Here is a 19198-nt window from a genome sequence, read left to right as displayed (position 1 = left end):
ACTCAAAAACATAACAAGAGGTTTTGTGATGAAAACAACCACGTCCGGGCTTTGTGAAAAGCCTGCGTTGCAACGCACCCTGAGCAACCGCCATATCCAGTTGATGGCCATGGGCGGTGCAATCGGCACCGGCCTGTTCATGGGCTCCGGCAAGATCATCGCGCTGTCCGGCACCTCGATCATCCTGATCTACATGATTATCGGGCTCTTCGTGTATTTCGTGATGCGCGCCATGGGCGAACTGCTGCTGTCCAACCTCAACTTCAAGAGCTTCGCTGACTTTGCCGGTGCTTACCTGGGGCCGCGCGCGGCGTTTTTCCTCGGCTGGTCGTATTGGTTGAGCTGGAGCGTGGCGGTAGTGGGGGATGCGGTGGTGGTCGGTGGTTTCTTCCAGTACTGGTTTCCCCATGTGCCGGCCTGGATGCCGGCGGTGGGTATGTTGCTTACGCTGTTTGCGTTGAATGTGCTGACGGTGAAGTTGTTTGGCGAAGTGGAATTCTGGTTCGCGATCATCAAGATCATCGCCGTAGTGACCTTGATTGGGGTGAGCGTGGTGTTGATCGCCAGCTCGTTTGTCTCGCCGACGGGCGTCACCGCTTCGCTGACGCACTTGCTGGATAAACAGGCCGCGTTTCCCAATGGTTTGTTCGGCTTTTTTGCCGGGTTCCAGATGGCGATTTTCTCCTTTGCCGGCACCGAACTGATCGGCACTGCTGCCGCCGAAACCCGTGCGCCGGAAAAAACCTTGCCCAAGGCGATTAATTCGATTCCGTTGCGCATCATCCTGTTCTACGTGCTGGCTCTGGCATGCATCATTGCGGTGACCTCATGGCAGCAAGTCTCGCCGAGCAAAAGCCCGTTCGTTGAGTTGTTCCTGGTGGCGGGTTTTCCGGCAGCGGCGGGCATCGTCAATTTCGTGGTGCTGACCTCCGCGGCGTCATCGGCCAACAGCGGCGTGTTTTCCGCCAGCCGTATGTTGTTCGGCCTGGCTGACCTGGGAGATGCGCCGGGGATCTTCCGGCGTTTGTCGAAGAGCAGCGTGCCGTTTATCAGCCTGGCGTTTACGACATTGCTGATGCTGTTGGGGCTGGTGTTGCTATTTGTGGTGCCAGAGGTGATGACCGCCTTCACCATCGTGTCGACAGTGTCGGCGATCCTGGTGATCTTTACCTGGTCGACAATCCTGGCGTCCTACATCGCCTACCGAAAGAAACGTCCGGACCTGCATGCCAAGTCCGTCTACAAAATGCCCGGCGGTGTACCGATGGCCTGGTTTTCCCTGGGATTTCTCGCGTTTGTGCTGGGCCTGCTGGCGTTGCGGCCGGATACACGCTTGGCGCTGTGCGTGATGCCGGCCTGGTTTATCTGGCTGGGGATTGCCTACCAGTTTTCGCGCTTTCAGGGCGCCAGTTTGGTAAAGACATAATCCCGATCTTTCACCAACGCCTGGTGGCACGCAAAGCACGTCTGGTGCTGCGCTTCATCAGCCGGCTTGCCGTTGACGAACCGACCGAACCCCCAGCCGCCTGTGGACGCGTATTTCTTCGAGTCCTTGACCATGAACTGCACCGTGGTCGCCGCGCCGGGGATGGACGCGGTCTTGAACTCCGGTGACTGTTCATGTTTCCACGCCAATTTGGCCAGGACGGTGCCGTCGGGGAAGGGCAGCTTGCCCTCCCGGTAAGCCTTGAGCGCCGCGCTGTTGCCCAGCACCACACGCAACTCGTTCAACGGGTCGGCCTCCTGGGCAGGCGCCACCAGTTCCCACTGACGGTAGCCGTCGGGAATGGTCACGCCGTAGATCGGCGACGGAGCGCTGTCAGCCAAGGCGAAGGCCGAAGTCGCCAGGGCCAATGCAGCCATGCACAGGCGCCACATCACAAGTGATCCGCATCAATAACCGCCTTGGCAAAGGCTTCGGGCGCTTCCTGAGGCAGGTTGTGGCCCACGCCGCCGTTGATCAGGCGGAACTCATACTTGCCGGTAAAACGTTTGGCGTAGTCCTCGGGCTGCGGGTGCGGGGCGCCGTTGGCGTCGCCTTCGAGGGTGATGGTCGGCACGCCGATCGACGGCGCCTGGGCGAGTTTCTGCTCCAGGGGATCGTACTTCGTCTCACCTTGGACCAACCCCAGGCGCCAACGGTAGTTGAACACGGTGATCGCGACGTGATCCGGGTTCTCCAGGCCCTTGGCACTGCGGTCAAAGGTGGCGTCATCGAACTTCCATTGCGGCGAAGCCAGTTGCCAGATCAGCTTGGCAAAATCATGGGTATTTTTCTGGTAGCCGGCCGCACCACGCTCGGTGGCGAAGTAGAACTGATACCACCATTGCAGTTCGGCTTTAGGCGGCAACGGATTCTTGCCCGCTGCCTGGTTGCCGATCAGGTAACCGCTGACCGACACCAGTGCCTTGACCCGTTCCGGCCACAGTGCTGAAACGATATCTGCCGAGCGTGCGCCCCAATCGTAGCCGCCGAGCACGGCTTGCTTGATCTTCAGCGCGTCCATGAAGTCGATCACATCACTGGCCAGGGCCGCCGGTTGGCCGTTGCGCAGGCTGTTGTCCGAGAGAAAACGAGTACCGCCATAACCCCGGGCGTAGGGGATCAACACGCGATAACCCTTGGCCGCCAACAGCGGGGCGACCTGGGCGTAGCTGTCGATGTCGTAGGGCCAACCGTGCAGCAGGATCACCGCCGGCCCCGTGGCCGGGCCGACTTCGGCGTAGGCCACGTCCAGCAGGCCGGCCTTGACGTGTTTGAGCGTGCCGAAAGCGGTTTGCGCGCTGGCGACGACGCGGGTGGGTGCCTCTGGCATTTCGGCGTGGGCCACGCCCAGGACGCCGAATTGCGACAAGGTCAAGGCCAGAAAAAGGGATTGGCGGTTGAAGCGGCGAGTCAACTGAGTATGCATGGCGAGCCTCCTGCGGCTGGATGTGTGCCTGGTGCTCAGTTGAACGCTGCGCTGTATCTGGCCTGTTTCAGGAAACCCGTTGAGTTAAAGGCTGTGTATCGCAGTGGGTTCTGTACACACTGCGATACAAACCCCGCAGACGTTGAATTGAGACGCCCCAAGCCACACATTCAGCCACCGAGTCGGATGCTACGACAGCACGATTTCATAGGGTTCGCGCATTCTCTCCAGCAGCACCTGGGCCAGCATGGGCGGCAGGCCGATTGCCGGGTCGCCGGCCAATTGGCTGGCATAGGCATGGGCCGCATGCAGCTTGCGGGCGACGGTCCAGGTGTCCAGGCGCACCTTGCGTGCGCGTTGCCAGGGGATGATTGCGCCTTCGCGGGCAGGCCAGTGCCAGGCCCAGATAGGTAGCTCATACAGTTGCGCGCCCACCAGGCTGCAGGCATTGGCACTGGCGCGACCGACGCTGTCGTGGTCGTCATTGCCATCGTTGCGCCAGGTGCTGAAGACCACATCACCCGGTTGCAGGTAGCGCGCGATGAATTGGCTCAGTTGCGGCTCGCGGCTGGCGAGGGCGTCGTCACAGAAGCCGCCGCGAATCCATTTCAAACTGTGCAGCGGCATGCCCAGGCGGCGCATGGCCTCGACGCTTTCCTGGGGCCGCACCACGCTCAGGCGGCTGGCCGGCCAGACGTTGGACCCTGGGTGACTGGCGCTGCCATCCGTGATGGAGATGAGTTGCAGTGGGTGTTCCAAGGTGCTGAGCAGTTGTAGCAGGCCGCCACAGGTCAGTACTTCGTCGCCGGGGTGGGGTGCGATGATGACCACGCGTGCGCCAGGCGGCACCAATGAGGACGGGGTGATCGGGGGGATTTGCGCCAACTGCGGGGCGCTGTTCCAGATTTGCGCAGGGCCGCTGCGGCCGTCGCTTAAGGAAGCAAGCTTCATGGGGTGTCACATCCTTGTCGATTGATGCGGGGTCGTGGTCCGTTGACGGCACAACTCTTTTTTTCCACCGCAGGCTCCGCCGCAGTGGCTGCATGGCACTCCAACGTTGGAACGCCAGCAAGGCGTCCTCAGCATAGACAAGGATTGGTCGGTTTTACATTCGGTAACGTCGTTTTTTTCAAGTGGCGTGCATCAGGCTCTTCAAGTAATCGCCGAAACCGCCCTGGGCACGGGCGTCCAGGCGCGCACTGGTGATCACCTGCGGGGAATGGCTCCAGGCGATGGAGGCGCCGCACAGCTCCAGGTTACGCACCAATTGCACATCCTCATGGCACGCCAGGGGTTCGAAGCCACCGGCGCGCACATAAGCGCCAGCGCTTACCCCCAGGTTGGCACCGTGGATGTGCCGATGGCCGTCTCGCGCCTCGTAACCCTGGTGATATCGAATCTGCGCAGCGGGGTCGAAACCTTCGCCCCAGGCATCCACGGTGACAGTGCCACACACGGCATCGGTCCCCAATGCCAATTGGGCCACCAGCCAATCAGGGGCCACGCGGCTGTCGGCATCGGTGCAAGAGATCCAGCGGGCGCCCTGGTTGAGCAGATGCCGCGCGCCCACGCCACGTACATGGCCCACGTTACGTGCCTGGGCTTCCAAATATTGCACCGGGTAAGCCTGGGCAATGGTGGCACTGTCATCGCTGCAACTGTCGAGTACCACCAGGACCGTTACGGCTTCGCCCAGTAAACCCGGATGACTGGCCGCGATCAGTGCCGCTTTCAGGCAATCGTCCAGCAAGGCCTCTTCGTTGTGTACCGGGATCAGAATGCCGATCATCGCAGGCCCTCAAGGGTGGCGACCGAAGTGCCGTCGCGGCTCCACAGGTCGAGAAGAAAGTCGTGTTCGTGATGACTGGCTACACGGGGCATGTCCAAACGCTCGTGGAGCAGGGCATGCACCTGCTCGGCAGTTTGCGGGCAGCCTTCGATGGCGGGGCGCCAATGACAGGCAAGCAGTTGGCCGTCGGCGGTCAGCGAAGCACGGGCGCGATCAACCAGCTCGCTCAGGTCGTCGGCGTCGAGGTAGTAACACAACTCGCTGAGCACGATCAGCTCGAACTGGCCTGTGGGCCATTGTTCAGGCAAACGGCTTTGCTGCACCTGGGCATGGGGAAAACCCAGCAAGCGACTGCGTGCCAGGGCGACGGCTGCCGAAGCCGTGTCGCAACACAGCAAGCGATCACAACGGGGCGCAAGCTCGAAGCTCAGTTCGCCATTGGCGCAACCGGGCTCAAACACCGCGGCATAACGTGGCCGTGTGAGCACCGCCAGCGTCAACGCGCGTTTGCGCCGTTCGTACCAGCGTTGGCGAAAGGCCCAGGGGTCGTCGTTATTGGCGAATAACTGGTCGAAATACGGCGTGGCCACACTCATACGAATACCACTTCAAAGGGTTGCAGCAGACGTTCCACCACGTAGGGCGCCAGCACGGGGGGCAGGCCGATCTGCGGGTCACCCTCCAACTGGCTGGCGAAGGCATGGATCGCATGGCGCTTGCGGGCCACCGCTTCACAGGTCAATGGAATCTTCCGGGCGCGGTGCCAGGGCACCTGAGTGTCCTCGGGTGTTGCCCAGTGCCAGGTCCACACCGGCAGTTCATACAGGGTTGCGCCGACCGCAAGGGACGCTTTGGCGCTGGCACGGCCGACGGCTTCGTGGTCGCAATGCCCATCTTCGCGCCAGGTGGTGAACACCACGTCGTTGGGCTTGAGATAACGCTGAATAAACCTCGCGAGTTCATCTTCACGCACCGCCACCTTACTGTCGGTGAACCCCGCACGCAGCCATTTCAGGCTGTGCAGCGGCAAGCCGAGGCGATGCAGCGCCTGGGCCGATTCCTGGGGACGCACGACACTCAAACGCTCCACCGGCCAACGCCGCGAGCCGGGATGACTGGCGCTGCCATCGGTCACCGAAATCAGCTGGATCGGTCGGCCAAGTGCCGCGAGCCCCTGCATCAAGCCACCACAACCCAACACTTCATCATCAGGATGGGGCGCGACGATCACTGCCCGATGGCCTTCGGGTACCAACTGCTCAACGCTGATCGGCGGCAGTTCGGCCATCTTAGGCGATGCCTGCCAGCGATGCAGCGGTGTGCCTTGGCCGACAATCGGATTGGGTCTCATAACTGCCACCTCCCTGTGGGTTCGCCGGCGACCAGCTCGCCAAGGCCCGCCAAGTCGCGCTCGGCGTGACTCTGGCGCACATACACCGGTAAGTCCGCCATCAACTGAGCGAAATGCGGATCCTTGCAGTACGGCCCCGCACCTACAGCGCGTCCGACGTGGTGAATCACTTGTTCGACGGTGTCTTCGATGCCGGCCCGAGTCTGTTGTGCCCACTCCCTGGCGTTGGCCTTGGGGTCGCGGTCAACCTGTTCCGCGCTGGCGCGCAATACACAGGCGGCGCTGTTCAGTGCACTGTCGACCGCACCGAGGTGGGCGAGGGCGTGGGGTTCAGGGCGTTTGCTGCACTGCTCACGCAAGACCTCGGCCAGGCGTTGAGCCGCGCCGTACCAGCAGGCGGCAATGCCAATGCCGCCTTGCCAGAAACCGGGGCGGGCGAGGTAATCACCTGGTCTGCCCACCGCGAGCCCCCAAGCCTGGTCAAACACGACTTCCACGCTGCCGGTGGCGGCCATGCCCACGGCGTTCCAGCCTTCGTCCGTCACGATGACGCCGGGTTGATCCATAGGCACCGCCACCAACTGCTGGCGGTCTTCTTCGTCCCAGGCCGTCAACAAACCATGGCTGACCACTGCCGCGCCGGAGCACCATGCTTTACGCCCTTGCACCTTCAAGCGATGGCCATCTTTGAAAACGCGCACCTTGGCGGTGGGGGGCTCAGCTGCCCACATGCCCCAGATGCTGCCCAAGGGCGGTAACGGGCTATTGAGTTCGGCAATGATTGCCAACGCGTCGGTGTGGCCCTCGAACAGCTTGCACAAGCGCAGGTCATGGCCAGCCACTTGTGCCAAGCGGCTGAACCGTTCCAGTGTCTGACCGCTGCCCGGTAATGGCAGCTGGTCCAGGCCTTCCTCCTGAAGCGCCTTCAGGGCCGCGCCCAGGGCTTGCGTGTCCGCATAGCCCTGGTAGCCTTGAAGGAATCCATGCAATGCCATTTCACACCTCGTCTTCACGCTGCAATTCAAACAGTAGCAACGAACGGCCAGTCACCGCGTACTCATGATCAAAATCAAAGCGCTCCTGGCCACGTACCGCCGGGGAATTGGTGTCGAGCATGCAGGTCCAGAACTCGCCCTCGGGCACCGGCGGCAGGCGGAAATTGACCATGTCGTGGTGGGCATTGACCACCAGCAGCAAGGTGGCATCGGCGCCGGCACGGCGTATCCCGGTTTCCTGGGCGCGGCCATCCATCAACATGCCCAGGCAGCGGCCGTTGCTGTCTTGCCACTGTTCGGTGGTCATCTCATTGCCATCCGGCGCGAGCCAGGTGACGTCCTTCACACCGATGTCTTCGTTATAGTCGCCGACCAGGAAGCGGCCACGACGCAGGATCGGGTAAGCCAGGCGCAGTTTGATCAAGCGTTTCACAAACTTGAGCAGGGCCTTGCCGTCGTCATCCAGGTCCCAGTTGACCCAGCCGATCTCGCTGTCCTGGCAATAGGCGTTGTTGTTGCCGTGCTGGGTGCGGGCGAACTCATCACCGGCCACGATCATCGGCGTACCTTGGGCCAACAGCAGGGTGGCGAAGAAGTTACGCATCTGACGCAGGCGCAGTTCGTTGATTTCCGGATCGTCGGTCGGCCCTTCGACGCCGTGGTTCCAGGACAGGTTGTTGTTGCTGCCATCCTGGTTGTTTTCGTCGTTGGCCTCGTTGTGCTTGTCGTTGTACGACACCAGGTCGTGCAGGGTGAAGCCGTCGTGGGCGGTGATGAAGTTCACCGAACTGTAGGGACGGCGGCCACGATGGTTGAACATCTCACCCGAGGCGGTCATGCGCCCGGCAAAGTCCGCCAGTTGGCCGTCGTCGCCTTTCCAGAAAGCACGCACGGTGTCGCGGAAGCGGTCGTTCCATTCCACCCAGCCTGGTGGGAAGTTGCCCACCTGATACCCGCCGGGGCCGCAGTCCCAGGGTTCGGCGATCAGTTTGAGCTGGCGCAATACCGGGTCCTGGCGACAGGCGACCAGGAAGCTGTGACGCTCATCGAAACCATCGCGGTAACGGCCAAGAATGGTCGCCAAGTCGAAGCGGAAACCGTCGACGTGCATCTCATTGGCCCAGTAACGCAGGGAGTCGGTGACCATCTGCAACACGCACGGATGGCTCAGGTCCAGGGTGTTCCCGGTGCCGGAATCGTTGATGTAGAAACGCTTGTCATCCGGCATCAGGCGGTAGTACGAAGCGTTGTCGATACCGCGCATCGACAGGGTCGGGCCACGCTCGTTACCTTCGGCGGTGTGGTTGTAGACCACGTCGAGAATCACTTCGAGCTTCTGCTCATGCAGGTGCGCGACCATCTCCTTGAACTCGGCGATCTTGCCGCTGGCCAAGTAGCGCGGGTCGGGAGCGAAAAACGCGATGCTGTTGTAGCCCCAATAGTTGGTCATGCCTTTTTGCAGCAAATGCTGGTCGTTGACGAAGGCATGCACGGGCAGCAGCTCGACCGACGATACGCCCAGTTGGCGAATGTGCTTGAGCACGTCGTCTTCCATTAAGCCAGCGCAGGTGCCACGCACGGACTCGCCCACGGATGGGTGGCGCATGCTGATCCCGCGCAGGTGGGTTTCGTAGATGATCGTACGGTCCCACGGCACCCGCACCGGCTGGTCGTTGCCCCAGGTGTGTGCCGGGTCGATGACTTTGCATTTAGGCACGAAGGGAGCGCTGTCGCGTTCATCGAAGCTGAGGTCGTCGTCCGGGTGACCGATGGTGTAGCCGAACAGCGCCTCGGACCATTTCAGTTCGCCCACCAACTGCTTGGCATAGGGGTCGATCAGCAATTTATTGTGGTTGAAACGGTGGCCGTTGGCGGGGTCATACGCACCGTACACGCGGTAGCCGTAAATCAGCCCTGGGTGGGCGTCGGGCAGGTAGCCGTGGAAGGTTTCGTCGGTGTATTCCGGCAGTTCGATGCGCTCCAGCTCGACTTCGCCGGAATCATCGAACAGGCACAGTTCGACCTTGGTCGCGTTGGCCGAGAACAAGGCAAAATTGACCCCCAGGCCGTCCCAGGTGGCGCCGAGGGGGAAGGGCAAACCTTCACGAATCCGCGACGGCTCGCTGCCCGGCGTCGAAGGGGTTTTATCGGGTTTGCTCATTGAGTGGCTCCTGCAAAGGTCTTTTTTCGGGCCGAACGCGGCCGTGCTGACGAAATTTCAGCTGAGCGTCTGGAAGGTGAAATCACCTCTTGCCGACAGAGCCAGCAAGAGGCGAGGGGTCAAGGCTTGGGCTTTTTTGGCGCCGTTGGTTTTTTAGCGGCCGGTGGCGCCGGCTTGCTGGCCGCAGGTGCCGCGGGTTTGGCTTTTGCCGGCGGCTTGGGAGCGCTGGCCTTGGGTTTGGCCGCTGCCTTGGGCTTGCTCGGCGTCAGCGCTTCGGCTTCCGCCAGTTTGCGCGCCATCTCCCAGTGGCGTGCATCTTCACCATGGGGTTTGCCCTCGGACTCCCAGATCTGATGCGCCAGTTCGCGTATGCGTTTGTCTTCAGTACTCATCGCAATGCTCCTCACAGAAAATTTCAGCTTTCTTGATCATCAGGATTGATAAAGACATTGACCGGGAAATCCCCCAGGGCAGCGCTAACCAACAGCTCCTTGTCTGGTGTGACTGCGCCTGTATGAAAAAGTCCCTTCCAGTTTTGCGTTGTGGCGGCGAACGGTAATTTCACCCGTGTATCGCCCCAAACCTGCGCATTGATCTGGGGATGCACACCGTTTTCAAGCAGGTGATGGGGCCAGCGTGGCACCACGACCAGCAAGCGTTTACCGTGATGTTCGCGGCTGAATGCGACCACCCGTTCGGCGTGTGTGCCGACCACTTCCAGCGGCGTGTAGGTGCCGCTGCGGAACAGGTCAGGCTGGGCCTTGCGCAAGCCCAGCACCTGGGCAATCAACGCCTGTTTGATACGCCCGTCGCGCCAGTTGAACAACAGTTCGCCGATGTCCGGTGGTGTCGCCAGCGCCTGTTGCCGTTCGCTGAAATCCACCGGGCGACGGTTGTCCGGGTCTACCAGGCTGAAGTCCCAGAACTCATCGCCCTGGTACAGGTCCGGCACACCCGGCACGGTCATACGAAGCAAGGATTGCGCCAGGCTATTCAACGCGCCCGCCGGGGCAATCGCCTGAGCGGCATTGCCGATGGCGGTGCGCAGCGCGTGGCCTTCCTCACTGAGCAAAAGCCGTGAAAGGAACGCCTCGACGCCTTGTTCATAGGCCTCGTTGGGCGCGCTCCAGCTGCTCTGCAACTTGGCTTCGCGCAGGGCCTTTTGTTGCCACTGCCACAGGCGCTGCTGGTAGCCATCAAACTCAGCGCCCTGATCCAACGGCCAACTGCCGAGCAAGACTTGATAGAGGATCAATTCGTCGCCGGCCGAGGGGGCGGTGTCGGTTCGCAATGGCGCGGCCAGGGTTCGCCAGTGTTCCACCTGTTCAACAAACCAAGGCGCGCATTCACTCAACACCGCCAGGCGCGCGCGGGTGTCTTCGCCGCGCTTGTGGTCGTGGGTCGCGGTGGCCAACAGGTTGTCGGGGAAGGTCTGCAAGCGCTGCTGGTTGACGGCATGGAAGTCGGCCAATGGCGCGCTGAACTGTTCGGTGCTGAAGCCCACGTCATTGCGCGACAGCAAGACCGCCGAGCGATAGAACGCGGTGTCCTCCACGGCCTTGGCGGCAGCGGGAGAGGTCAATTGCTGGAAACGCACGCAGGCATGCTTGAGGATCTTGCGCTCCCGGCCCACGGGGCGATTACGCCACGGCTGGCCGCCCAGCCATTTTTCCAGGTGGTCGAGTACGGGCCAGTCGCCTTCGCCCAAGGTGGTGCGTGCGCCGTCCATGGCGTGTTGGAACACCTGGTCGTCAGCGTCGCTGCGGCCACGTGCGCTGATGTAGGTGCGGTACACCGGGAAATGCACGATCAGTTCCTGCAACGCGCGGCGGATGGCACCTAGCGTCAGGTCGCGGGTCATCACGTCGTCGCGGGCCACTTGCAGTAGGGCCTGGGCCACACTTTCGAAGTCGCCGCCGAGGGAACCGTTGAGGATTTGCTGACGTGCCAGCCGCGCCTCTTCGATGAACGCCGAAGGCCGTTCGCTGTGACGGGTCCACAATTGGGCCAACGGCTCAAAGCCGTCGGGGTGATGTTGCAGCAGGGACAGCTGGTTCATGAATTCGTAGCCGGTGGTGCCATCCACTTGCCAGTCTTCGCGCAGGGTTTCGCCTTCACCAAGGATTTTTTCCACGAAGATCGGTAAATGCCGTTGCGGTGACAGCGAATCCACCCGGCGCCGCAGCTTGCGGCAATACCCGCGCGGGTCGGCCAGGCCGTCGATATGGTCGATACGCAGGCCATCCACCAAACCTTCGCTGATCAGTTCGAAAATCTTGCCGTGGGTGGCTTCAAATACGGCGGTGCGTTCCACGCGCAAGCCGCCCAGTTCATTGACATCGAAGAAGCGCCGCCAGTTGATATCGTCCGCTGCGGTGCGCCAGCTGGCGAGGCGATAGGCCTGCTGCTCAAGCAGTTGATGTAGGCGGTCGAAGTCGAACGTCGCCAACTGTCTGTTGATGGCCTGGCGCACTTCGTCTTCAGTGGCCCGCTCGGCCAGGGCCTGTTTGAGCCAGGCGGCTTCGTGGTAAGCATCGTCCTGATAGGCAAGGGCATTGAAGCGGTCGGACAACGGCTTGAGTAACTCATTGCTGCCCAGGATCGCCGCGTAGTCCCGTGGGCAGATCGGAAAGCGATGCTCGTAATGCTCGACGTAGAACGCGCCATGGTTGGCATCGAACTGCAAGGTCACGGTGCCGGTCTGCAAGGCTTCGCCGTAGTCGCTGCCGAGGAACGGCATCAGCAATTGGCCTTTGAGCAGCGGATCGGGCGAGTGCCACTGGATATCGAAGAACTCGCTGTAGGGGCTCATGCGCCCCCATTCCAGCAGGTCCAGCCACCAGGGGTTATCCGCACCGCCGACGGCCATATGGTTGGAGACAATATCGAGGATCAGGCCCATGCCGTGTTCACGCAACGCGGCGACCAGGCGGCGCAAGGCGGCTTCGCCACCCAGTTCAGGGTTGACGCGGGTCGGGTCGACCACGTCGTAGCCGTGCATGGAACCGGCGCGGGCGCTGAGCAGTGGTGAAGCGTACAGGTGGCTGATGCCGAGGCGGGCGAAGTAGGGCACCAGCGGCACCGCGTCGTCCAGGGTAAAACCTTTATGAAATTGCAGGCGCTGGGTAGCGCGCAGGGGCAGTGCATTCATCGGTCACGCTCATAGGCTTGGTTGCGCGCGACGGCCAACAGTTCGAGGCGGCGGGCGGCCCCGGCATTGTCGAGCAGGCTGGAGGCCTCACCCACAAAGCGGCGGCGCCAATTGGGGTGGGTGTCGGTGGTGCCGGGCAGATTGGCCTGCTCCTCCACGCCGAGCGCATCCTCCAACGGCAGCAGCACCAACGGCGCGCGGGTGTGACCGAGGTAGCGCACGCTGGCGTCGATCATGTGGTCGGTCTCGTTACGGATCTCATCGACGAAGTTCTGCGGGTCCTGGCTCAAGGCCTGACGCAGTGCCTGGCGTTCGCGCAGGCGGTGTTCGCTCCATTGCTCCACGGTGGGCGCATCGATCAGGCCCAGCTGGATGTTCCAGTCGATATCGCGGCTGTGCCACCAGCCGTTGAGTGTCGGCAAGTCGTGGGTGCTGGTGGTGGCCAGGGCGTTATCGGGCCAGTCGAGGATCGGCTTGAACTGGCCCTCGTGGTTTTGCTCGAACAGCAACACGCGCATGCCGAGGATCGAGCGGGCGATGAGCTTTTCGCGCAGGCCGTCCGGCACCGTGCCCAGGTCTTCACCGAGCACGATCGCTTGGTGGCGATGGGATTCAAGGGCCAGCAGGCGCAACAGGTCGTCCACCGGGTAATACAGATAGGCGCCTTCACGCGGCGAGGCGTCCATGGGAATCACCCACAGGCGTTGCAGGCCCATCACATGGTCGATACGCAGGCCACCGGCATGGGCGAAGTTGGCGCGCAGCATCTCGATAAAGGCGCGGAAGCCGTTGCGCTTGAGGCCTTCAGGCGAGAACGCGGAGATGCCCCAGCCTTGCCCGGCGCGATTGAGAATGTCGGGTGGCGCGCCCACGGTCAGGTCCGCGAGCAGTTCATCCTGACGGCTCCAGGCTTGGCTGCCACCGCCGTCGGCGCCCACGGCCAGGTCGGCAATCAAGCCGACGCCCATGCCGCTGCCACGGGCCGCTTGTTGCGCGCGTTCCAGGCAACGGGCGATCAGCCATTGGCTGAAGGCGAAGTAGCCGATCTCATCCGGGTTTTCTACGGCAAATGCGGCGAGTGCCGGGCTCTGCGGGTTACGCCAGTCTTCGGGCCAGTGGCGCCAGTCGAGGTCTTCACCCTTTGCGGCGCGCGCGGCTTGCACGGCTTCGAAGCGGCAGTGGTTCTCCAGCGCTTCGCCACCGGCCTGGCGGAAACTCAGGAAGTCGGCGTGTTGTGGATGCTGGCCGTGGCGGAAGTCCTCGTACAAGGCGCGCAACAGTCGCTGCTTGGCTTTGGCGGCTGTGGGCCAGTCGATCAGGCTGTGTTGTTCCAGATCGTGCAGTTCATCCGTCAGGCCGAGGGCTTCAATGGCGTTGCGCACTTCGCGCTCACCCAGGATGCAACCCGGCGAAGCATACAAACTGTTGAGGAACAAACGACTCGACGGCGAATACGGGCTGTAGCGCTCGGTGTCGGCGCTGAACATGGCGTGCATCGGGCTGATTGCCAGGGCGTCGGCACCGCGTTCCGCGGCCGAACGAGCCAAGTGTTCCAGGGCCAGGGTGTCGCCAAAACCGCCATCGCCCAGGCGGCGCAGGCTATACAGTTGCGCGCTGAGGCCCCAGGCGCGGGCAGGGCGACTGTCGACAGCTTCGGCCACGCTGTAGCAATGGGTGGGGGCCACGGCCAGGGTGAACGTCTGCTCGGCGATATGCACTTGGTGGTAACCGAGGGCGATGACGCCTGGCAACACGGCGTCGCCATCCAGGCGCAGCTCCAGGGTTTCACCGTCTTCGAGGCTGACCCGGCACAGGGTGTCCGGTTCAAAGTAACGGGCCAGGTCCAGGCCTTCACCGCTGTCGATGGTCATCAACGGTGGCAGGTGCTTGTCTTGTTGCGCCTGTTCCAGTTCGAGCAGGCTGGCGTCGATCTCGGCATCGCTGTCGGCCGGGTGGCCCAGGCCTTTGAGGACGGCGCGCAGGGCGTCGGGTTTCACACGTTGCGGGCGGCCGTTTGCGTCGATCCAATCGACGGCCAGGCCCGCTCGGCTGGCGAGGATTTCCAGGTTCGCTTCGCTCAAGGGTGCTCTCCAACAGGGGATAGGGTAACGCGTGCGCTGTTCGCCGGCAGTTGGATGCCGAGGTTGGCAGGCGTTTCGAAAAGGACAGCGCCCGCCGCCGGGTGATCCAGCGGCACGGCACTCAGGTTGAGGTCGATCTGCAACAGGCTGCCGTTGCCCAGGCGCCAGCGGGCGCTCACGGCACCTTCAGCCAGCACCTGCGCGCCCAACGCGAGGCTGCCCGGCAAGTGCGGCACGATATGCTGGTGGCGCAGGTTCAGCAGATGCCGGTAAAGCTGGGCATGCGGATGGTCTGCAAAGGCCGGGGACGATTGCTGGAAGGTTGCCAGGGCATTGGGATCAGGAATGCGTTCACGTCGCTCAGGGTCGTGGAACGCGGCAAAGTCGGCGAACTCGTTACGCCGACCTTCGCGCACGGCTTGCGCCAGTTCGCCATGGTGGTCAGTGAAAAACAGGAACGGTTCGCTGGCGTTGACCTCGTCGCCCATGAACATCAGCGGGATCATCGGTGAAAGCAGCAGCAGGGCCGTTGCTGCCTCTAAAGCCTGGGGCGAGCAGAGTTGATGCAAGCGCTCGCCCAAGGCGCGGTTGCCGATCTGGTCATGGTTCTGCAAAAACGCCACAAACGCGCTCGGCGGCAGGTGCCCACTGGGTTCGCCGCGTTCATGACCATGCCGAGTGGTGTGCCCTTGGTAGATAAAGCCTTCACCCAGGCAGCGCGCCAGTTTGGCGGTAGGCTCCTCGGCGAAGTCACTGTAGTAGGCGTCGGTTTCGCCGGTCAGCAGTACGTGCAGGACGTTATGAAAGTCATCATTCCATTGCGCGTCAAAATCGTGTTGCAGGAGGCTGGCCTGATTGAGCTCGTTTTCCAGCATCAGCCAGACGTGTCGGCCGGTGTCGACTTGTTCGCGAACGCGGTGAGCCAGTTGTTTCAGAAAATCCGGGTTGTCGATGGCGTGTACCGCGTCCAGGCGTAGGCCGTCGAAACGGTATTCGAGCAGCCACATCAAGGCGTTATCCAGGAAGAAGTCCCGCACTTCACGCCGGTCGAAGTCGATACCGGCGCCCCAGGGCGTGTGCACGTCTTCCTGGAAGAAACCTTTGGCGTACTGGCCGAGGTAGTTGCCGTCGGGGCCGAAGTGGTTGTAGACCACGTCGAGGATCACCGCCAGGCCGTGTTCGTGGGCACTGTCGATCAGGTGCTTGAGTTGATCAGGCGTGCCGTAGGAGGCTTGGGGCGCATAGGGCAAGACGCCGTCATAACCCCAATTGCGTTCACCGGGGAATTGCGCCAGTGGCATCAACTCAATGGCGGTCACGCCTAGCTCGGCCAGGCGTGGCAGGTGCTTCTCGACGCCGGCGTAGCCGCCCATTGCGCCGACATGCAGCTCGTAGATGACGGCTTCGTGCCAGGGACGGCCTTGCCACTGGCTGTGGCGCCATGGATAGACGAGGGGATCGACCACCAGGCTCCAGCCATGCACATCCGAGGCCTGAGCCCTGGAGGCTGGGTCGGGTACATCCATTTCCCCGTCGATATTGAAGCGGTAGCGCGTGCCCGCCGGGCACGCTATTTCGGTTTCAAACCAGCCTTCTGCCTGGGGCAGCATGGCGACGGATTTGCCGCTTTCCAGTTCAACGCTGACATAAAACGCGTCTGGCGCCCACAAGGCAAAACGCGTGTGTTGCGCGTCCAGCATGATTGCGCCGTGGGGCCAGGTTTCCAGAGTCCGTAACGGCATCTATAGAGACCTCCCGTTGATTATTTAGCGGATTTCCCCAGTGCTTTAGCGACAAGCTGCTCGTACAGTTCGGCGTAGGGTTCCACCGCCTGGCTCCAGTTGAATGGTTGTGTCATCGCCCGGCAGCGCATGGCATTGAGCAGGCCCGGATAGGCGAACACCTTGAACGCACGGCTCAAGGCTTCTTTGTAGCTGTCGACCGTGGATTCATTGAACAGAAAGCCGGTCACGCCATTTTCGATGGTATCGGCCAAGCCGCCGGTATTGCGTGCGACGGGCAGTGAACCGAAGCGCTGGGCGTACATCTGGCTCAGGCCGCACGGCTCGTAGCGCGACGGCATCAGCAGGAAGTCACTGCCGGCGAACATGCGCCGCGCATCAGTCTCATTGAAGCCGATGCGCACACCGATCTGGCCGGGGAAGCGCAGGGCCAGTTCACGCATGGCGTTTTCTTCTTCCGGCTCGCCGCGACCGATGATCGCGATCTGCCCACCTTGCTCGACAATAAAGCTGGCCACGGCTTCGGTCAGGTCCAGGCCTTTTTGGAACACCAGGCGCGAGACCACGGCGAACAGTGGGCCGGTGGATTCACTCAGGCCAAACAGCTCGCGCACTTGGGCCGCGTTGACCGCTTTGCCTTCCCAGTCGCCGATATTGAAGTTGTGGGTCAGGTGCGGGTCGGTGGAGGTTTCCCAGCTGTCTTCGATGCCGTTGGGAATGCCGCTGAGCAAGCCTTGCTGGGTCTTGCTGGCGAGAAAGCCATCCAGGCCGCAGCCGAATTCCGGGGTGGTGATTTCCCGTGCGTAGGTGGCGCTCACTGTGGTGATGTGGCTGGAATACGCCATGCCGGCCTTGAGGTACGACATCTTGCCGTAGAACTCCATGCCTTCCTGCTGCAGGGCGTGGGGTGGAATACCCAGCTCCGGCGTGGAAGCCAGGCTGATCACACCTTGATAGGCCAGGTTATGGATGGTGAACAGCGTCGGCGTGCGTGACCCACGCCAGTGCATGTATGCCGGCGCCAGGCCAGCGGGCCAGTCGTGGGCATGCACCAGGTCCGGGCACCAGTGAATCTGCGCGAGGTTGGCAGCCATGTCGGCGGCAGCCAGGCCAAGGCGGGCGAAACGAATGTGGTTGTCCGGCCAGTCGCGGCCGTTATTGGCGCCGTAGGGCGTGCCTTCGCGCTCATAGAGTTCGGGGCAGATCAGGACATAGATGACCAGGCCGTCCTTGAGGTCCATGCGCCCGATCTTGCACGGCGGCAGCGCGGCGTGGCCACCCAGCTCACCGATGATATGGATCGGGTTGTCGCTTTCCATTACCTGCGGGTAACCGGGGATCAGCACCCGCACATCGTGCAGGTGGGCCATGGCGCGGGGCAGGGCCGCGGACACATCGCCCAGGCCGCCGGTTTTCACCAGATCGGCGAACTCAGAGGTCACGAACAGGACTTTCTTGCGATTAGGATTCTGACTCACGATCGGCCGCACAGTGGTGGGCAGGTCGACCAACGAAGGTCCCCCTGCTGGCTGACTGACACGCTCTCCCTGAATATCTACAGCGGCACTGATCATAGTTCTCTCCCACATGTTGGTAGGCTAATGGCCTGCTGCCACTAGCTCCGATGACCGCATCCTGCGACCAGGCGCACAAGCACTGTACAAACTGGCAAGGCGTATGCCAGTTGCACGGTTAGCCAAAAAAGATTGGATGGACGGGCATTTCGCGTGAGCCACGCGTGCTCGCCTTACCTTAAAACTGGACCTACGGCAGAGTTGGAAAGTTTCGATTTTTTGCGGGGTTTTTGTTTTCGAACGGACCCATCGGTCATGAGTCTAGGACAGATCCTAGAGCCTGTAGGGTTTCTAGGAAAATTTTGTAGGACAAAATACTTGTAACGATATGCTGCTTTGAAGAAAGCCTTGGAAGGGTGCTTTTCTGTGGCGAGGGAGCGTGCTCCCGCTGGGATGCGCAGCAGCCCCAGATTAGGGCCGCTGCGCGCCCCAGCGGGAGCAAGCTCCCTCGCCACAAGAGTGCGAATGCCCCGAAAAGGTGCGTCAGCCCAGCACGCGAATGGGCGCATCGGTCGCCCACGCTTGAATGTCTTCGATCATCTGCGCGTAGAACTGCCGGTAATTCTGTTCGCTCACATACCCTACATGCGGCGTCGCCAGCACATTCGGCAGGCGGCGGAACGGGTGATCCACCGGCAGCGGTTCCTCGGCATACACATCGAGCGCCGCTCCCGCCAGACGGCCGCTTTCCAATGCCTGCACCAGCGCCGACTCATCCACAATCGGCCCGCGTGCGGTGTTGACCAAGCGCGCGCTAGGTTTCATCCACCCGAGCGCCTCGGCGTCCACCAGCCCACGGCTGCGGTCGCTGAGCACCAGATGAACGGTGAGAATATCGGCCTGTTCAAACAACGCTTGCTTGCTGACCCAGGTTACGCCCGATTCCGCCGCGCGCTGCGGCGTGAGGTTTTCACTCCAGGCAATCACGCGCATGCCGAACACTTGGGCAAACTGCGCCACTTTCTGGCCGATGCTGCCGAGGCCGAGAATGCCCAGGGTCTTGCCATGCAGGTCGCCGCCCAGGCCAACCTGCCAGTGGCCGGCGCGCAAGGAATTGGCCTCGGCCAGCAGGTTGCGGGTGGAAGCCATGATCAGCGCCCAGGTCAATTCCGGCGCGGCGTGTTTATAGCTGTCGGTGCCACAGACTGTGATGCCCAGTGCCTTCGCCGCAGGAATGTCGATGGCCGCGTTGCGCATGCCACCTGTCACCAGCAATTTGAGCTTGGGCAAACCTTGCAGCAGCGCCTTGTTGAAGGTGGAGCGTTCGCGCATCACGCAAATCACCTCGAAGCCCTTCAAGCGCTCGATCATCGTGGCGGTATCGGCCGGGTAATCGTGCAGGAAATGCACCTGGCCCACGGCCTCAAGCACCGACCAATCCACCACGCCACTGGCCACATTCTGCCAATCATCAATGACTGCAATCTGTACCGACATTCACG

General features: G+C 62.0%; 15 protein-coding genes. 1 reads left to right on the top strand and 14 read right to left on the bottom strand.

Annotated features, from left to right (window positions below):
- Positions 1-28: 28 nt before the first annotated feature.
- Entirely contained in the window at positions 29-1426 is a 1398-nt protein-coding gene (locus CI807_RS23355) for an amino acid permease (protein WP_095016415.1), read from the top strand.
- Here CI807_RS23355 and CI807_RS23350 read toward each other — a convergent pair.
- The 14 genes from CI807_RS23350 to CI807_RS23285 all read right to left on the bottom strand — a co-directional run bounded on the left by CI807_RS23350 (position 1399) and on the right by CI807_RS23285 (position 19193).
- Positions 1399-1878 (bottom strand): cytochrome P460 family protein, encoded by a 480-nt coding sequence (locus CI807_RS23350; RefSeq protein ID WP_095016414.1) that lies wholly within the window; start codon positions 1876-1878, stop codon positions 1399-1401. The genes CI807_RS23355 and CI807_RS23350 overlap by 28 nt on opposite strands.
- Positions 1878-2912 (bottom strand): alpha/beta fold hydrolase, encoded by a 1035-nt coding sequence (locus CI807_RS23345; RefSeq protein ID WP_095016413.1) that lies wholly within the window; start codon positions 2910-2912, stop codon positions 1878-1880. Before CI807_RS23345 ends, CI807_RS23350 begins: the two co-directional genes overlap by 1 nt.
- Before the next feature lie 189 nt (positions 2913-3101).
- Positions 3102-3863: a PIG-L deacetylase family protein gene (locus tag CI807_RS23340; RefSeq protein ID WP_095016412.1), complete on the bottom strand. Its 762-nt coding sequence runs from the start codon at positions 3861-3863 to the stop codon at positions 3102-3104.
- Between the two features lie 178 nt (positions 3864-4041).
- Positions 4042-4701: a glycosyltransferase family 2 protein gene (locus CI807_RS23335; protein WP_095016411.1), complete on the bottom strand. Its 660-nt coding sequence runs from the start codon at positions 4699-4701 to the stop codon at positions 4042-4044.
- The gene (locus CI807_RS23330; RefSeq protein ID WP_095016410.1) at positions 4698-5297 is read right to left on the bottom strand and encodes an SAM-dependent methyltransferase; all 600 of its coding nucleotides are present in this window, start codon (positions 5295-5297) and stop codon (positions 4698-4700) included. Before CI807_RS23330 ends, CI807_RS23335 begins: the two co-directional genes overlap by 4 nt.
- Positions 5294-6052, bottom strand: coding sequence for a PIG-L deacetylase family protein (locus tag CI807_RS23325; protein WP_095016409.1), 759 nt, complete (start codon positions 6050-6052; stop codon positions 5294-5296). The genes CI807_RS23330 and CI807_RS23325 overlap by 4 nt, the downstream gene beginning before the upstream one ends.
- Positions 6049-7047 carry an acyl-CoA dehydrogenase gene (locus CI807_RS23320; RefSeq protein ID WP_095016408.1) on the bottom strand — a complete coding sequence of 333 codons (999 nt, stop codon included), beginning with the start codon at positions 7045-7047 and terminating at the stop codon, positions 6049-6051. The genes CI807_RS23325 and CI807_RS23320 overlap by 4 nt, the downstream gene beginning before the upstream one ends.
- Position 7048: 1 nt before the next feature.
- Positions 7049-9208 (bottom strand): glycogen debranching protein GlgX, encoded by a 2160-nt coding sequence (glgX, locus tag CI807_RS23315; protein ID WP_095016407.1) that lies wholly within the window; start codon positions 9206-9208, stop codon positions 7049-7051.
- Between the two features lie 119 nt (positions 9209-9327).
- Positions 9328-9600 (bottom strand): DUF2934 domain-containing protein, encoded by a 273-nt coding sequence (locus CI807_RS23310; protein WP_016978077.1) that lies wholly within the window; start codon positions 9598-9600, stop codon positions 9328-9330.
- A gap of 23 nt (positions 9601-9623) precedes the next feature.
- Positions 9624-12359, bottom strand: a complete 2736-nt coding sequence (locus CI807_RS23305; protein ID WP_095016406.1) for a malto-oligosyltrehalose synthase — start codon at positions 12357-12359, stop codon at positions 9624-9626.
- Positions 12356-14440, bottom strand: coding sequence for a 4-alpha-glucanotransferase (gene malQ / locus CI807_RS23300; protein WP_095016405.1), 2085 nt, complete (start codon positions 14438-14440; stop codon positions 12356-12358). Before malQ ends, CI807_RS23305 begins: the two co-directional genes overlap by 4 nt.
- On the bottom strand, positions 14437-16182 hold the full coding sequence (treZ, locus tag CI807_RS23295) for a malto-oligosyltrehalose trehalohydrolase (RefSeq protein ID WP_095016404.1): 1746 nt from the start codon (positions 16180-16182) through the stop codon (positions 14437-14439). The genes malQ and treZ overlap by 4 nt, the downstream gene beginning before the upstream one ends.
- A 20-nt stretch (positions 16183-16202) precedes the next feature.
- Entirely contained in the window at positions 16203-17756 is a 1554-nt protein-coding gene (glgA, locus tag CI807_RS23290) for a glycogen synthase GlgA (protein WP_095016403.1), read from the bottom strand.
- A 483-nt stretch (positions 17757-18239) separates the two neighbouring features.
- Positions 18240-19193: a D-2-hydroxyacid dehydrogenase family protein gene (locus CI807_RS23285; protein ID WP_095016402.1), complete on the bottom strand. Its 954-nt coding sequence runs from the start codon at positions 19191-19193 to the stop codon at positions 18240-18242.
- Positions 19194-19198 lie beyond the last annotated feature (5 nt).

This window comes from Pseudomonas sp. NS1(2017) (assembly GCF_002269425.1).
Taxonomy (GTDB): Bacteria; Pseudomonadota; Gammaproteobacteria; order Pseudomonadales; family Pseudomonadaceae; genus Aquipseudomonas; species Aquipseudomonas reactans.
Note: the sequence above shows the minus strand (reverse complement) of the source record. Positions and strands in the feature narration are given on the sequence as shown.

Excerpts from the sequence above, each read along its gene's own strand:
- CI807_RS23355 (WP_095016415.1), top strand. The coding sequence starts at position 29 with ATGAAAACAACCACGTCCGGGCTTTGTGAAAAGCCTGCGTTGCAACGC.
- CI807_RS23350 (WP_095016414.1), bottom strand. The coding sequence starts at position 1,878 with ATGTGGCGCCTGTGCATGGCTGCATTGGCCCTGGCGACTTCGGCCTTC.
- CI807_RS23345 (WP_095016413.1), bottom strand. The coding sequence starts at position 2,912 with ATGCATACTCAGTTGACTCGCCGCTTCAACCGCCAATCCCTTTTTCTG.
- CI807_RS23340 (WP_095016412.1), bottom strand. The coding sequence starts at position 3,863 with ATGAAGCTTGCTTCCTTAAGCGACGGCCGCAGCGGCCCTGCGCAAATC.
- CI807_RS23335 (WP_095016411.1), bottom strand. The coding sequence starts at position 4,701 with ATGATCGGCATTCTGATCCCGGTACACAACGAAGAGGCCTTGCTGGAC.
- CI807_RS23330 (WP_095016410.1), bottom strand. The coding sequence starts at position 5,297 with ATGAGTGTGGCCACGCCGTATTTCGACCAGTTATTCGCCAATAACGAC.
- CI807_RS23325 (WP_095016409.1), bottom strand. The coding sequence starts at position 6,052 with ATGAGACCCAATCCGATTGTCGGCCAAGGCACACCGCTGCATCGCTGG.
- CI807_RS23320 (WP_095016408.1), bottom strand. The coding sequence starts at position 7,047 with ATGGCATTGCATGGATTCCTTCAAGGCTACCAGGGCTATGCGGACACG.
- glgX (WP_095016407.1), bottom strand. The coding sequence starts at position 9,208 with ATGAGCAAACCCGATAAAACCCCTTCGACGCCGGGCAGCGAGCCGTCG.
- CI807_RS23310 (WP_016978077.1), bottom strand. The coding sequence starts at position 9,600 with ATGAGTACTGAAGACAAACGCATACGCGAACTGGCGCATCAGATCTGG.
- CI807_RS23305 (WP_095016406.1), bottom strand. The coding sequence starts at position 12,359 with ATGAATGCACTGCCCCTGCGCGCTACCCAGCGCCTGCAATTTCATAAA.
- treZ (WP_095016404.1), bottom strand. The coding sequence starts at position 16,182 with ATGCCGTTACGGACTCTGGAAACCTGGCCCCACGGCGCAATCATGCTG.
- glgA (WP_095016403.1), bottom strand. The coding sequence starts at position 17,756 with ATGATCAGTGCCGCTGTAGATATTCAGGGAGAGCGTGTCAGTCAGCCA.
- CI807_RS23285 (WP_095016402.1), bottom strand. The coding sequence starts at position 19,193 with ATGTCGGTACAGATTGCAGTCATTGATGATTGGCAGAATGTGGCCAGT.